Genomic DNA, 14,473 nt, shown 5'->3' on the forward strand with positions numbered 1-14,473 from the left:
ATGTCCGTTTGTTCAGGTTTACCGCCCGCCGGGGCGGGAAGTCCCGTCGACATGCGCACGCCGGACTCCCGTTCCCCCGCGGGCATCACCCTGACCGTCATCGGCCTGGTCCTGCTGACCACGGCGACCCTCACCGTCGCCCACGCCGTGCAGCGGGTGCTGGTCTGGCTGGTCATCGCGATCTTCCTCGCCACCGCGATCGCGCCCGCCGTCGACCTGCTCGAACGCCGGGTGCGCCGCTGCCCCCGCTGGCTCGCCACGCTGGTCGTCTTCCTCGGCGCCACCGTACTGGTCGCCGGCGTGGTGACCGCGTTCGCCATCCCGCTGGGCCGGGAACTGGCCCAGCTCGCCGAGCGGGTCCCGGACCTCGTCCGGGACACCCGCGCCGGCCGCGGCCCGCTGGCCGGGCTGATCGAGCGGTTCCGGGTGCGCGAGTACCTGGCCACCCACGGCGACCAGGTGCGGCAGTACCTCACCTCGCTCGGCACCCCCACCCTGTCGCTGCTGCGCGGCGCCGCCAACACGGTCGTCGGCGCGGTGACGGTGGTGGTGCTGACGTACGTGGTGGTGCTCCAGGCACCCCGGATCGTCGCGGGCCTGCTCGGGCTGTTCCGGCCCGACCGGTCCGCCCGGGTCGCGGACGTCGGGCGGCGGTGCGCGCGCACGGTCACCGGGTACCTCACCGGGAACCTGGTGATCAGCGCCGTCTGCGGCGGCCTGACGTACGTGACCCTGCTCCTGCTCGGCGTCCCGTACGCCGGCCTGCTGGCGCTGTTCGTAGCGCTGATGGACCTCATCCCGCTGGTCGGCGCGACGATCGGCGCGGTGGTGGCGGTGCTGGTCGGCTTCACCGAGTCCACCCTGGCCGGCGTCGTGCTGATCGCCTTCTTCGTCGTGTACCAGCAACTGGAGAACCACCTGCTCCAGCCGGTGGTGTTCGCCCGCACGGTGCAGCTCAGTCCGCTGGCGGTGCTGATCGCGATCCTGATCGCGGTCGAGCTGGCCGGGATCCTGGGCGCGCTGCTGGCGATCCCGGTGGCCGGGATCGTCAAGGTGCTGTGGGGCGAGCTGCGCCCGGCGCTCGTCGACGGCCCGCCGGACGGCGCCGCCGCGGGCGGCCCCGACGCGGCGGGCCCGGGACCGGCCGCGGGCGGCCCGGGCAGTGCGGGCAGCACGGACGCCCCGGCGGCCGGCTAGTCGGCGGCGGGTCGGCCGGCGGCGGTGGACCGGTCGGCGGGGGCCGGCTGATCGGCGGGGGTCGGGTGACCGGCGGGGGCCGGCTCGGGCGGCGGGGGCATGCGGGTGCTGACCGCGACGCGGTTCCAGACGTTGATCGTGGCGATCGCGAGGATCAGGTTGGCCGTGCCCTCGGCCGCCCAGTGCTTCTCCGCCGCGGCCCACACGTCGTCGGGCACCCCGTGCTCGCCGAGCCGGGTGACGGCGTCGGTGAGCGCCAGCGCCGCCCGCTCCGCCTCGGTGAAGAACGGCGCCTCCCGCCAGGCGGCCACCGCGAACAGCCGGCGGCTGGACTCGCCGGCGGCCAGCGCGTCCGTGCTGTGCATGTCCACACAGAACGCGCAGCCGTTGAGGATCGAGGCGCGCAGTTTGACCAGATCCAGGGTGGACCGGTCGACCGCGCCGCGCACGTACTGCTCCAGGGCCAGGACCGCGCGGTAGCCCGCCGGGGCCACCTCCGCGAGGTTCATCCGAGTCATGCCGCCACCCTAGTCCCGCCCCCCGACACCGTACGGCCCGTCAGCGGCCCGTCGCGCGGCGGATATCCGCCGGTCGCCGCGCCGTTGCCGGTCGTTCGTGATCCACATGACACCGCCAGCGCGGCGCGCCGGACAATCATCCGCGTGTCGGGCGGCGCGCATAACCAACGGCGGCCGGCTCCGCCATCCCCTGCACGAGTGCCGCGGGGTGCCCTGGGCCGGCGCCGGTCGCGGTAACGTCTGCGCATGACGAACGCGCTCCACGGCTACCATGGTGACCTGCTCGGCGCGGCCCGCGCCGGCGACGACTTCAGACGGGTACTCGCCACCACCGACCACGCGCAACTCGTTCTCATGACGCTGGCCCCCGGCGAGGAGATCGGGTCGGAGGTCCACCACGGCGTCGACCAGCTCCTACTCGTGGCGGCCGGGGCCGGCGAGTCCGTCGTGGACGGGCAGCGGCGGCCGTTCGGCGAGGGGCACGCGGTGCTGATCCCGGCGGGCGCCGAGCACAACATCGTCAACACGGGCGCGGTGCCGCTGCGCCTGGTCAGCCTGTACGGCCCGGCGGAGCACCCGCCCGGCACGATCCACCCCACCAAGGCCGACGCGGACCGCGCCGAGCACGACGAGCCCGCCACCGCCTGACCGACCGCCCCCGTACGCAACGCCGTCGACCCGGCCCCCACGGGCGGCCGGGTCGACGGCACCGCCCGTCGATCCGGCTCGGCGAGCTGCGCGACGCGGGGCTGGTCTCAGCGGACGAGTTCTCGGCCGAGAAGGCGGAGATCCTGGCACGCATCCGACCGGCGGCGGGCCGTCCGGCCGGTCCGGCGGCGTCGCCGGACCGGCTCGCACCGCTCCGCGCCGGACCGCCGCCCGCTCGCCGGAGCGCCGCCGGTCAACGCCGGCCGGGGCGGCGGAAGCGGGCCGCGGGGCGGTGCCGGCGCTTGAGCACCGCGCGCAGCACGAGCAGCGCCGTGATCGCGACCGCCTGCCCGCCGAGGACGATCCGGTTGACGTCGACCGCCGGCCGCCAGGAGACGCGGCCCTCCCGGAGCACGAACACCCCGAGCGGCCGGGCCGAGAGCCCGAGGCCCGCGCCGCCGCCGGACGCCCCGCCCCGCTCGCCGGCCGAGCCGGCGCTGCTGCCGCCGCCCCCGCCGCCGCGGACCTTGGCCACCGGCAGGATGGTCAGCCCGTCCCGGCTGATCGGCGCGCCGAACACGCTGTCGGCCCGGGCGTTGTCGACGAGCCCGTGAATGGTCTCCAGCGTGCTCGTGTCGTTCTCCAGCGTCTGGGTCATGCCCGCTCCCCCTCGCGATGTCGCGTCGCCGGCCGGGCGGCCGACGGGGCGGGATACCCGCTCGGCGCGGGTTGACCCGCCCGGCAGGGCCCCGCCGCCTTGCCCGATCGGGCGGCCGTCGGGGCCGGGGCGGCGGCCCCGGACGGGCGCCGGCCCCGGCCGAGTCGCCTCGGGCCGGGGCCGGGTGTGCCGTGGTACGGGTCAGGCGTTGATCTTGCCGACCGGCGGTGCGGTCACCGTCCGGGCGCCCTTGCGGCCGCCCAGCACGATCGTCCGCAGCGAGCTGTTGTTCGCGGTGGACAGCTCGTGCAGGCTGCCGTTCGGGTTGGCCGTCACCTTGATCAGGTACGTGCCGTTCGGGATGTCGGTGATGTCGAACTCCTGGTCCGGCCGCTCGGGGCCGTACGTGTCCCCCCAGCCGACGTCGAGCCGCTGGCTGACCTCCATCTCGGACTCGCCGCCGCACTCGTTGACCCGCAGCCCGAGGTTGCCGGGGCGCAGGACGGCGTTCTTGCCGAGCAGGTCGACCTGGTCGGTGTTCGCGATGCAGAACGCCTCCTTGGCGCTCTTGATCGCGAGCGAGCCGTCCTGCTTGAGGAGCTGGTAACCGGCGAAGTCCTGGAAGTGCCAGTGCAGGTGCAGCGGGCGCGGGTCCCACTCCATCTTGCCGACATTGACGTAGCCGACCTCGTTGCCGGCGGCGTCCAGGAAGTACTGGTACGCGTCCATGTACGGCTCGTTGGTCGTGCGGAAGCCGTCGACGAACAGCGGGGCGTCGCCGTCGACCCACACGGTCGAGCCGAACTTGACCATGTCCCGGTCCTCGACGCCGTCGGCGGTCGTGCCGTGGTCGGTCGAGATGTCCCACGCGGGCACGGCCCGCAGGTCGGGCTTCGGGGCGTTCGGGGGTACCCCCTGCGGGCCCTTGTGCCACTTGACCCGGCCGGGCTGCTCGCCCGGCGGGCCGTCCAGCCGCAGCTTCTGCCGCGCCGCCGGGGACAGCGCCCGGCCGGCGTCGCCGTCCTTGCCGTTGACGACGCTCAGCTTCAGGCTGGCCTCGGCCTGCGCGTCCGGGATGCCGAACGCGGCCCGGTACGGCGCGGTGACCGACACCCGCACCGAGTACGCGCCGACCCGCAGCGGCAGCCCGACCTCGTTGTCGTCGCCGAAGAACGGCATGAGGCCCCACTTGCGCGGCATGCCCCACACGTTGCTCTGCGCGAACGGGTTGGCCTTGCAGGCCACCGGGTACGGGTTGGCGGCCGGCGCGTCCGGCGCCATCCGGGTGTCGGCGCCGTTGAGGCACAGCGCCTGGTCGATGTCCGCGACGACCGCGCCGCGGCTGTTGGTCACGGTGATGTCGAAGAAGTGGTCCAGCTTGTTGAGGTCGGCGGCCAGGCCGTCGGCGAGGAGCACGTCCTTGCCGGCATCGCCCTTGTCGCGGACGATGCGGGCCTCGACCGGCTTGTCGTACGCCGCGCGGCGCACGTGCAGCTCGATCGGGTTGGCCCCGCTGATCAGGTACATGTCGAGGTCGCCGTACGCCAGGCCGGCGTCCGGGTCGATCGTGGCTTCGGTCGTGGTCTCGAAGGTGGCCAACCGCAGTGCGGGTTCTGCGGTGCTGGGTGCGGCCAAGGCAGAGCTGAATGTCGCGGTAACGGCCAGGACGGCGCTCGCGGCATAAGCCAGGCCCCGAACGAGTGGTGTCACACGGTCCCCCAGGGGCAGTGATGAACGCGGATTTCGCCGACCACATGCTCACACGACCGGGGGGCCGGTCAAGTTGGACTACGGGTGGTAACTGGATAACTGCATCCGGCCACTTCACATACAGACGGACACGACAATCGGGACGCGCCCCGGCGGCGCCGCGCGGGCGGTCGGGAGCGCCGCACCGGCCATCCCGGACGGACGCCGCCGGGCCGCCGGTCACGCCCCGCGCGGCGGGACGAACTCCAGCGCCTCGGCCAGCGGCTTGCGGTCCAGCCGGGGCACCTCGCAGTCCGCGGCCGGGTAGCCCACCGGGAACAGGATGTACGGCCGCTCGTGCGCCGGCCGGCCGAGGATCCGGGACAGGAACGCCATCGGGTTCGGCGTGTGCGTGAGGGTGGCCAGGCCCATCGTGTGCAGGGCTTCGATGAACAGCCCGCAGGCGATGCCGACGCTCTCGTTGACGTAGTAGTTCTTCCGCAGGCTGCCGTCGGGGCGCGGGGTGGCCTTCTCGGCGAAGCAGACGACCAGCCAGGGGGCGACGTCGAGGTACGACTTGTCCGAGCCGGTCTCCAGCGGCGCCAGCGCCGCCCGCCACTCCTCGGTGATCCGCCCGCCCTCGTAGTTCAGCCGCTCCTCGACCTCGGCGGCCTCGCGGATGGCGTGCCGGACCGCCGGGTCGCCCACCGCGACGAACCGCCACGGCTGGTGGTGGGCGCCGCTCGGGGCGGTGTTGGCGCAGCGGACGGCCCACTCGATGCACTCGGCGGGCACCGGGTCCGGGCTGAACCAGCGCACGCTGCGCCGGGCGTCCAGGTGGGCGTGCAGGGCCGCGGCGCGGGCGAGCGCCTCGGCGGCGGGCAGGCGGGCGGGGCGGTACGCCTCGAACGGGTGGGCGTGCGCGCGCTGGGTCACGGCGTCCTCCGGGGGTGGCGCCGGGCGGTGGGGCGCCGGCGGGAACGGGAAGGGAACGCGGCATCATCCCGGGTGCCGGCCGGCCGGACCACCGAAAAAGCCGACATAACGCACAGCGAGATCGGGCGTCGCGGCCGGGACGGCGGCGGGCGGCGGCCCCGGGGCGGGCCGGCCGGGGCGGAACGGGGCGGGACCGGGCGGCCCCGTCGGACGATCGGCCGGATTCGGGCGACGAGGTCGTTCAGGTCCGGGCCGCAGCGCCCGAACGTGCGGACGTGACCAGGATTGCGGCCCGCGCCGCCGGGCGCCCGCGCGGGCGCCGGGCGGCCGCCGTGCTGGCCGCGGCCGCCGTCGCGCCGCTGCTGACCGGCTGCGCCGCGCTCGGCCTCGGCGGCGAGGACGGCAGCGGCGGCGACGGCAGCGCGTCGGGCGGCGGCAGCGGCGGCGTCGGCTGGCAGGTGTACGTCGCCGGCCGGCCGCAGGCGTCGCCGACCGAGCCGCCCAACGGCCGGTACCCGTCCAAGCCCGGCAGTGGCTACCTGCCTTACCCGGCCGGCGGCGGCGCCGGCGCCTCGGCCTCCCCGGCCTGCACCAGCCGGCTGCGGATGGGCACGTTCGACAGCGTCGGTGTGACCCCGTCCGCCGGCAGCGCCCTGGTCACCTGGGCCAAGCTCGGCGACAGCCGGGTGCAGACGTACCGCGTCGCCGCCGTACCCCAGCTCCCCGTCAACGGGGTGGTCGAGGAGCCCACGTGGGTCACCGTCCCGGCCGGGTCCGGCTGCGGCGAGCAGTCCACCACGATCGGCGGGCTGCGCAGCGGCGGGCAGTACGTGTTCTGGGTCGACGCGGTCGCCACCATCGCCAGCGGGACCAACGCCGGCGTGCAGCAGGACAAGATGCGCGGCCGGTCGGTCGGCGTCCGCATCCCCTGAGCCCCGCCCCGCCGCAAGCCAGCCCGGGCCATGCCATGCCATGCCGAACGGGCGCCGCGATGTCGCGGCGCCCGTTCGCTGCTGTCGGGCCCGTCAGCCGTCGACGACGTCGCGCAGCGGGGTGGCCGAGACCGTCGGGGCCGGGACGGCGTTGCCGCCCCCGCCGGTGCTGCCGTCGTCGTGCAGCACCACGCCGGGGCTGTTCCACTTCTGGAGCTGGACCAGCGACGGCTCGTTGAAGTCGTCGTCGTCGTCCTCGGCCACGGCGTTGGTCCGGCAGGTCACGACCATCATCTTGAAGTTGATCGTGTAGCCCTGCCAGTAGATGTTCTGCTGCTTGATGTCCGAATCCCGGTCGGTCTCCTCCGGGCTGACCCGGGTCAGGCACTTCCCGGTCGCGGGGTGGAACAGCCGGTACTTGGTGTTGTAGTCGCCGGTGTCGCCGGTGCGGACCCAGTTCTGCGCGGCCCGGCCGGTGCAGGAGACCGGGCGGACGACGTTGCGCTCCTTGGGCTCCAGGCAGTACTTGGTCAGGTTCTTCATCGTGTACACCGGGCCGGGCGCGCTCTGCCCGGTGCCGGTCGGCGTCGCCGGGATGCGGAAGAGCTGGGCCCAGTTGATCGCGGTGAGCTGCGGGTGCTGGAAGCACTCGGTGTTCGCCACGAACGTCGGGTCGTCGACGGTCTCCACCCAGATGTTGTTGCCGCTGTCCACGGCCATCGCGCAGGTGTTCGGCGCGCCGGTGCTGCGGAGCTGGGTCAGCTCGCACGGGTACGTGATGCCCAGCTCCGGGCACGCCGCGGTGCGGAACCCGGCCTGGCCCGGCCCGGCCTTCTGCAGCGGCGCGAAGTGCTGCTTGGAGTTCAGCGTCGTGCCCCGGCAGTTCACGCCGTTGCCCAGGTTGATCGCCGAGCCGTCCGGGTCGGGGTCGACCACGTTCAGGCACAGGCCGCTCAGGCCGCCGGCCGCGGTACCCAGCTCGAAGTTGCGGTTGTTGGTGTAGTACCAGCGCTGCCGCGCCGGCACCGGCGTCACGCACCTGCGCATCCGCGGCACCGCGCCGACCGAGGGGCTGTCCGAACCGGCGTCCAGGCACATCGCCTTGGCCGCGTCGCTGGCGGCGCGCAGCGAGCCGACCGTGGCCAGCGTGAGGTCGGTGCGGTAGTACCAGTACTGCTTGTAGTTGATGCCCATGTCCTCGGTGAAGTTCCGGGGGCAGGGCTTCATCGACACCGGGCCGTTCTCGTCCGGCACCGACTTGACCGCGTCCAGGCAGATCGCCTCCTGGCCGGTGCCGCCCGCCGGGTCGGTCCACGTCGGGATCAGCCGCGGCTGGGTGTACAGGTCGATGCTCGGCTCGTACGGGGCCACGCTCAGCGCGCCCGGCCGGACCGGATAGAAGCCGGTCAGCCGCCGCTGCGACGCCCCCTCGGTGCCGGTGGCGATCAGCCGCATCCAGCGGGTCGTCGGCCCGCAGTGGGCCGGGTCGTCCTCGCTGGCCACCGGGCGGTCCTCGGCTGCGTTGTCCCAGAACTGGGCCGTCACGGTGTACCGGGACGTGCCGCTGCTCGCCACGAAGGTGATCGGCTCGGTGTCCCGCTGGTTGCCGCACAGCTCGTTGTACGTCGTCAGGCTCCGCACCCGGGCCAGCGCCACCTCCAGGCCGGTCTGCGCCGAGCGCAGCGCGCCCTCCCGGTTGACCGTCTGCCGGGTGCTGCCGATCTGGGTCATGGCGGCCGGCAGCGCGGTCGCGCTCAGCCCGACCGACACCAGCACCAGGAGCATCGCCATCGGCAGCGAGCCCCGCTCGCCCCGGGCGACCCGCGCCACCGCTCGCCTCATCACGACACTCCCATGATCGACTTGCACTGATCCAGCCGGCCGCCGCTGTCGCTGCCCTGGTTGGGCAGCTCGAACGTCTGGTCGAGCCGGCGACCGGTGGTGTTGTCACTGGTGGTGGCGGTGATGGCGATGTTCAGCCGGGCGGCGTCGCCGCCGCTGGGGTACTGGAACGCGGTGGCGTTGGAGGCGGTGACGTTGCTGGCCAGCACGGTCGACCGGACGGCGGCGCCGTCCAGCGGCAGCGGCGCGGCGCTCTGCCGCAGCCGGCGGTCGGTGCCGAGGACCAGCCGGAAGCACTCCGGCTCGGTGGCCCGCTCGGGCAGCACGAAGGTGATCGCGGCGCCGCCGTTGCCCACCTCGACGGCGCTGGCGAAGCGCAGCACGGCGTCCACCCGGTCGAACGCCCGGGCGACCTCCTGCTGGGTCCAACTGATCTGCTCGGTCCGGGCGAGCGTGCGGCGCATGGCGATGATGCCGCCGGTGAAGACCACCATGACCACGGACATGATCCCCAGGCACACCAGTACCTCGGTCAGCGTCACGCCGCGGTCGTCGCGCGGGTCCGGCCGGTTCACGAGCGGAACCCCGGCTCGACCCGGGCGGCGCTGAGCAGCGTCGCGTCCTCCAGCACGCAGGTGCCGGTGCGGCACGGCCAGGTGACCCGGACGGTCACCCGCAGCAGCGCCGCGTCGTCGGCGTCGCCCGGGCCGTCCAGGCAGGCGGCCGGCGAGGGCGCGGTGGTCGGCACGGGGTTGGGCAGGTGGCACCGGTCGATGTCCCACGCCCGGCTGTACCGGACGCCGCCGAGGTCGACGTACTGGCAGGTCTGCGGCTCGGCCGGCGCCGCGCAGCGGTCCGGGGCCGTGGCGGCGGTGTCGCCGGGCTCGTCGTTGCCCTGGATCCAGGTCTCGACGGCGGCGGCGCCCTTGCGCTGGGCGTAGTCGAAGGCGGACGTGGCGGCCTGGCTCGCGGCCTGCCGGTCGGCCTGGTCGTGGGTGGTGCCGAGGGTGACGACGAAGAACGAGGTCACGGCGGACATGACCAGCCCGATGACGACAAGCGACACCAGCAGCTCCACCAACGTGAAGCCGCTGTCGGTACCGCTACCGCCGTCCGTGGACACGTTCCCACCTACCCTTCTTCACGCTTTCTCTCGGCCGTGCGGGGGCGGACTTGACCAAAACCCCCTCGACCCGCGGGTTTGCGCCCGGTTGCCCGTTTGTTACCGATGAGTAGACGGGCCGGAACGCGTCGATGGGCGCCGGGGATCCGGCGCCCATCGAGTGGTTCGTGGCTGTTTGTCTTATCCGGGCTTATGCTTCCTTGATGTAGGCGCGCTGACCCACGGTGGACTTCGCCGGGCACTCCGCCTCGCCGAGGTCGGCGAGCTGCTTCTTGATCACTTCGACGGTCACGTCGCACACGGCCGCGGCGACGCTGACGGCCACGTTGTTGAGGATGGCCACGTCGTTGCCGTTCAGCACGTCCTTGACGAAGACGTTGACCAGGCCGTCCCCGCGGGCGGGGGCAGCGGCGGCCGGGGTGGCGGCCACGGCCGGGGCGAGCGCCATGGTCGCGGCGAGGGCGACGGCGGTGAGGCTCCGGTTGATCCGCATGATGTCCTCCAAGACATTCCGGTATTCCGATATGTGGATGTGCTGTCCCGCCGTCCCTACCCGGCCCCCGGAGATCGATACACCCCATTCAGTCAGCCATTGCGCGCGGCACTGGCGGACCCGGGCCCGGCCGGCGCCGGGCGCAACCCCGGTGCGGGTGACACTCCGAGGGGGACACTCGCACGGCGGATCGGCCGTCCCGTACCGGTTCGTCCGGGGTGGCGGCGCACGGGCGGCGGGCGATTCGTCGCGAATGACCGGCGGTCGGTCGGTCCCCGCCGGGGGTCGGCCGCGCGCCGCGACGCTGACGTGGACATTTGCCATGCGGTAACGTTCGACGGACTCGCACATCGATCCCCCCGGCGAGCGCGCCGCGACCGGCGTTCGCCCGAGTCACGGAGGTTGTCGTGAGTGACACGGTGGTCGGTATCGCCCCCGGGGTCGACACCCCGGAGGACGGCGGCGACCTGACGGTCAGCGAAGCCGAGCTGCGGCGGCTGCTCGCCGGGCTCACCGCGGTCCGCGACGGCGACATCGGCACCCGGCTGCCCGAGGGCTCCGAGGGGCTGCTGCGCGAGATCGCCAGCGTCTTCAACGGCATGGTCGACCAGCTCTCGCTGTTCACCTCCGAGGTGACCCGGGTGGCCCGCGAGGTGGGCACCGAGGGCCAGCTCGGCGGGCAGGCCCGGGTCCCCGGCGTCTCCGGTACGTGGGCCGACCTGACCGACTCGGTGAACGCGATGGCCGGCAACCTGACCGACCAGGTCCGGTCGATCTCCCAGGTCGCCACGGCGGTGGTCAAGGGCGACCTGTCGCAGAAGATCACCGTGGATGCCCGGGGCGAGATCCTGGCCCTGAAGAACACGATCAACACGATGGTCGACCAGCTCTCCTCGTTCGCCGACGAGGTGACCCGGGTGTCCCGCGAGGTGGGCACCGACGGGCGGCTGGGCGGCCAGGCCGACGTCAAGGGCGTCTCCGGTACCTGGAAGGACCTCACCGAGTCGGTGAACCTGATGGCGGAGAACCTGACCGCGCAGGTCCGGTCCATCGCCCAGGTGACCACGGCGGTGGCCAAGGGCGACCTGTCGCAGAAGATCCGGGTGGACGCCCGCGGCGAGATCCTCGAGCTGAAGGAGACCATCAACACGATGGTCGACCAGCTCTCGTCGTTCGCCGACGAGGTGACCCGGGTGGCCCGCGAGGTCGGCACCGAGGGCAACCTCGGCGGCCAGGCCACCGTGCGCGGGGTGTCCGGGACGTGGAAGGACCTCACCGACAACGTCAACGTGATGGCCTCCAACCTGACCGCGCAGGTCCGGTCGATCGCCCAGGTCTCCGGCGCGGTCGCCCGCGGCGACCTGTCGCAGAAGGTCACCGTCGAGGCCAAGGGCGAGGTCGCCGCGCTGGCCGGGGCGATCAACACGATGGTGGACACGCTGTCGGCGTTCGCCGACGAGGTGACCCGGGTGGCCCGCGAGGTGGGCACCGAGGGCATCCTGGGCGGCCAGGCCCGGGTGCCGAACGTCGCCGGTACCTGGAAGGACCTCACCGACAACGTCAACTCGATGGCGAACAACCTGACCAGCCAGGTCCGCAACATCGCCCAGGTGACCACCGCGGTGGCCCGGGGCGACCTCACCCGCAAGATCGACGTCGACGCCCAGGGCGAGATCCTGGAGCTGAAGACCACCATCAACACGATGGTGGACACGCTGTCCTCGTTCGCCGCCGAGGTCACCCGGGTGGCCCGCGAGGTGGGCAGCGAGGGCCGGCTGGGCGGGCAGGCCGAGGTCGAGGGCGTCTCCGGTACGTGGAAGCGGCTGACCGAGAACGTGAACGAGCTGGCCGGCAACCTGACCCGGCAGGTCCGCGCCATCGCCGAGGTGACCAGCGCCGTCGCCGAGGGCGACCTGACCCGGTCGATCACCGTCGACGCCTCCGGCGAGGTGGCCGACCTCAAGGACAACATCAACGCCATGGTCGAGTCGCTGCGCGACAGCACCAAGGCCAACCAGGAGCAGGACTGGCTCAAGACCAACCTGGCCCGGATCTCCGGGCTGATGCAGGGCCACCGCGACCTCGCCATCGTCGCCGAGCTGGTGATGGACGAGCTGGCCCCGCTGGTCGAGGCGCAGTACGCCGCGTTCTACCTCGCCGAGGACGCCGACGGGCGGACCGAGCTGGAGATGATCAGCGCGTACGGGCTGCCGGCCGCGCAGCGCACCCCGGCGCGGTTCCGGCTCGGCGAGTCGCTCGTCGGCCAGGCCGCCCGCAGCCGCCGGACGGTGCTCGTCGAGGACGTCCCGGCCGGGTACGTGTCGATCACCTCCGGCATCGGCAGCGCCGACCCCGGCAGCCTCGTGGTGCTGCCGATCGTCGCCGAGGAGCAGGTGCTCGGCGTGATCGAGCTGGCCAGCGTGCACCGGTTCACCCCGGTGCACCGGGCGTTCCTCGAACTGCTGATGGAGACCCTCGGGGTCAACCTGAACACCATCGTCGCCAACGCCCGCACCGACGAGCTGCTCGCCGAGTCGCAGCGGCTCGCCGGCGAGCTGCAGGCCCGGTCCGAGGAGCTGCAGGCCCGGCAGGACGAGTTGCAGCGCAGCAACGCCGAGCTGGAGGAGAAGGCGACCCAGCTCGCCACGCAGAAGCGGGACATCGAGACCAAGAACCGGGAGATCGAGCAGGCCCGGCAGGAGCTGGAGACCCGGGCGCAGCAGCTCGCGCTGGCGTCCAAGTACAAGTCGGAGTTCCTGGCCAACATGAGCCACGAGCTGCGCACCCCGCTGAACAGCCTGCTCATCCTCGCCCAGCTCCTCGCCCAGAACCCGACCCGCAACCTCACCGCCAAGCAGGTCGAGTACGCCGGCATCATCCACTCCGCCGGCTCCGACCTGCTCCAGCTCATCAACGACATCCTCGACCTGTCCAAGGTCGAGGCCGGCAAGATGGACATCACCCCCGAGCGGGTGCCGCTGCGCCAGCTCCTCGACTACGTGGAGGCCAACTTCCGGCCGCTGACCACGCAGAAGGGCCTGACCCTGCGGGTGGGCACCGCGCCCGGCGTCGCGCTGGACCTGGTCACCGACGGCGCCCGGCTCCAGCAGGTGCTGCGCAACCTGCTCGCCAACGCGGTCAAGTTCACCGAGGTCGGCAGCGTCGAGCTGCGGATCGAGCCGGCCGACCCGGCCGAGGTGCCGCCGGCGGTCCGGCACCACGGCCCGGCGATCGCCTTCCGGGTGATCGACACCGGCATCGGCATCGCCGAGCCGCAGCTCGAAACGATCTTCGGGGCGTTCCAGCAGGCGGACGGCACGAACAGCCGCAAGTACGGCGGCACCGGCCTCGGCCTGTCGATCAGCCGCGAGCTGGGGTACCTGCTCGGCGGGGCGATCACCGCGACCAGCACGCCGGGCACGGGCAGCACCTTCACGCTGTACCTGCCGGTGGCCCGGCCGGACTTCCAGACCGCCGCCGAGGCCGCGGCCGCGGCCGGCGAGCCGGGCGCGGCGCCGCCCCGGCCGGGCGCGGCGGCGCGGCCCGGCCGCCGGCTGCTGGTGATCGAGGAGCGGCCGCGCGGGCTGCTGTCGCTGGTCGCCGAGAGCGCCGGCGCCCAGATCGACCGCGGTACCGACCCGCACAGCCCGCCGCCGCGGGTCGAGGTGGTGACCGCGCTGAGCGCCGCCGAGGGCGCCGCGGCGCTGGCGGCGCAGCCGTGCCACTGCGTCGTGCTCGACCTGGACCTGCCGGACGGGGCCGCGCGCCGGTTCCTCGCCGCCATGCAGGGCGACGCCGCGCTGGCCCACCTGCCGGTGCTGGCGCACAACAACCGGCGGCTCGCCCCCGACGACGAGCTGGCGCTGCTGTCCAGCCGGGAGCCGCTGGAGCTGCTGTCCAGCCTGGACGAGCTGCGCGAGCGGATCATCCTGCACCTGTCCGCCGACGAGCCCGGCGACGTCCTGCCGCTGGTCCGCCCCGAGCCGGCCGGCACGCTGGCGCTGCCGGCGACCCCGGCGCCGCGGGCCGACGACGGGCTGGCCGGGCGGACGGTGCTGGTGGTGGACGACGACGCCCGCAACGTGTACGCGATCACCAGCGTGCTCGAACTGCACGGGATGCGGGTGCTGCGCGCCGACGACGGCCGGCGCGGCATCGAGATCCTGGCCGCGCACCCGGAGATCGACCTGATCCTGATGGACGTGATGATGCCGGAGATGGACGGGTACGCCGCGACCACCGCGATCCGGGCCATGCCGGAGTACGCTGGATTACCCATCATCAGCGTCACCGCCAAGGCCATGCCGGGCGACCGGGAGAAGAGCATCGGGGCCGGCGCCAACGACTACGTGACCAAACCCGTGGACGCCGGCGAGCTGATCGACTGCATCCGCCGCTGGCTCGGTACGGGCGCCAGCGACCCGCAGCCCTAGCCAC

General features: G+C 73.4%; 12 protein-coding genes. 4 read left to right on the top strand and 8 right to left on the bottom strand.

Translation table 11 applies throughout. The features are described 5' to 3' along the window. Nucleotides 1-51: 51 nt before the first annotated feature. Nucleotides 52-1,197: an AI-2E family transporter gene (locus IEY94_RS17850; RefSeq protein WP_189171343.1), complete on the top strand. Its 1,146-nt coding sequence runs from the start codon at nucleotides 52-54 to the stop codon at nucleotides 1,195-1,197. Here IEY94_RS17850 and IEY94_RS17855 read toward each other — a convergent pair. Next, nucleotides 1,194-1,715: a carboxymuconolactone decarboxylase family protein gene (locus IEY94_RS17855; RefSeq protein ID WP_189171344.1), complete on the bottom strand. Its 522-nt coding sequence runs from the start codon at nucleotides 1,713-1,715 to the stop codon at nucleotides 1,194-1,196. The genes IEY94_RS17850 and IEY94_RS17855 overlap by 4 nt on opposite strands. A gap of 246 nt (nucleotides 1,716-1,961) precedes the next feature. Between IEY94_RS17855 and IEY94_RS17860 the strand changes: the two genes are divergently transcribed. Next, nucleotides 1,962-2,363, top strand: a complete 402-nt coding sequence (locus tag IEY94_RS17860; RefSeq protein ID WP_189171345.1) for a cupin domain-containing protein — start codon at nucleotides 1,962-1,964, stop codon at nucleotides 2,361-2,363. A gap of 253 nt (nucleotides 2,364-2,616) precedes the next feature. Here the strand turns inward: IEY94_RS17860 and IEY94_RS17865 are convergent, their stop codons facing one another. The 3 genes from IEY94_RS17865 to IEY94_RS17875 all read right to left on the bottom strand — a co-directional run bounded on the left by IEY94_RS17865 (nucleotide 2,617) and on the right by IEY94_RS17875 (nucleotide 5,646). Beyond that, nucleotides 2,617-3,021: a spore germination protein GerW family protein gene (locus tag IEY94_RS17865; RefSeq protein ID WP_189171346.1), complete on the bottom strand. Its 405-nt coding sequence runs from the start codon at nucleotides 3,019-3,021 to the stop codon at nucleotides 2,617-2,619. Nucleotides 3,022-3,222: 201 nt separating this feature from the next. Beyond that, nucleotides 3,223-4,656, bottom strand: a complete 1,434-nt coding sequence (locus IEY94_RS17870) for a lysyl oxidase family protein (protein WP_189171347.1) — start codon at nucleotides 4,654-4,656, stop codon at nucleotides 3,223-3,225. Nucleotides 4,657-4,950: 294 nt separating this feature from the next. Continuing rightward, nucleotides 4,951-5,646, bottom strand: coding sequence for a nitroreductase family protein (locus IEY94_RS17875; protein ID WP_189171348.1), 696 nt, complete (start codon nucleotides 5,644-5,646; stop codon nucleotides 4,951-4,953). A 275-nt stretch (nucleotides 5,647-5,921) separates the two neighbouring features. Here IEY94_RS17875 and IEY94_RS17880 point away from each other — a divergent pair, with 275 nt between their 5' ends. Continuing rightward, on the top strand, nucleotides 5,922-6,578 hold the full coding sequence (locus IEY94_RS17880) for a fibronectin type III domain-containing protein (protein ID WP_189171349.1): 657 nt from the start codon (nucleotides 5,922-5,924) through the stop codon (nucleotides 6,576-6,578). A gap of 93 nt (nucleotides 6,579-6,671) precedes the next feature. On the opposite strand, the gene IEY94_RS17885 is transcribed toward IEY94_RS17880, so the two are convergent. The 4 genes from IEY94_RS17885 to IEY94_RS17900 all read right to left on the bottom strand — a co-directional run bounded on the left by IEY94_RS17885 (nucleotide 6,672) and on the right by IEY94_RS17900 (nucleotide 10,036). Continuing rightward, entirely contained in the window at nucleotides 6,672-8,420 is a 1,749-nt protein-coding gene (locus IEY94_RS17885; RefSeq protein ID WP_189171350.1) for a ricin-type beta-trefoil lectin domain protein, read from the bottom strand. After that, nucleotides 8,420-8,995, bottom strand: a complete 576-nt coding sequence (locus tag IEY94_RS17890; protein WP_189171351.1) for a PulJ/GspJ family protein — start codon at nucleotides 8,993-8,995, stop codon at nucleotides 8,420-8,422. The genes IEY94_RS17885 and IEY94_RS17890 overlap by 1 nt, the downstream gene beginning before the upstream one ends. Beyond that, on the bottom strand, nucleotides 8,992-9,543 hold the full coding sequence (locus tag IEY94_RS17895) for a prepilin-type N-terminal cleavage/methylation domain-containing protein (protein WP_189171352.1): 552 nt from the start codon (nucleotides 9,541-9,543) through the stop codon (nucleotides 8,992-8,994). The genes IEY94_RS17890 and IEY94_RS17895 overlap by 4 nt, the downstream gene beginning before the upstream one ends. A gap of 190 nt (nucleotides 9,544-9,733) precedes the next feature. Then, the gene (locus IEY94_RS17900) at nucleotides 9,734-10,036 is read right to left on the bottom strand and encodes a hypothetical protein (protein WP_189171353.1); all 303 of its coding nucleotides are present in this window, start codon (nucleotides 10,034-10,036) and stop codon (nucleotides 9,734-9,736) included. 407 nt (nucleotides 10,037-10,443) lie between these two features. On the opposite strand from IEY94_RS17900, the gene IEY94_RS17905 reads away from it, so the two are divergent. Next, the gene (locus IEY94_RS17905; RefSeq protein WP_229784223.1) at nucleotides 10,444-14,469 is read left to right on the top strand and encodes a HAMP domain-containing hybrid sensor histidine kinase/response regulator; all 4,026 of its coding nucleotides are present in this window, start codon (nucleotides 10,444-10,446) and stop codon (nucleotides 14,467-14,469) included. Nucleotides 14,470-14,473: the final 4 nt, after the last annotated feature.

This window comes from Pilimelia anulata (genome assembly GCF_014647895.1).
GTDB lineage: Bacteria > Actinomycetota > Actinomycetes > Mycobacteriales > Micromonosporaceae > Pilimelia > Pilimelia anulata.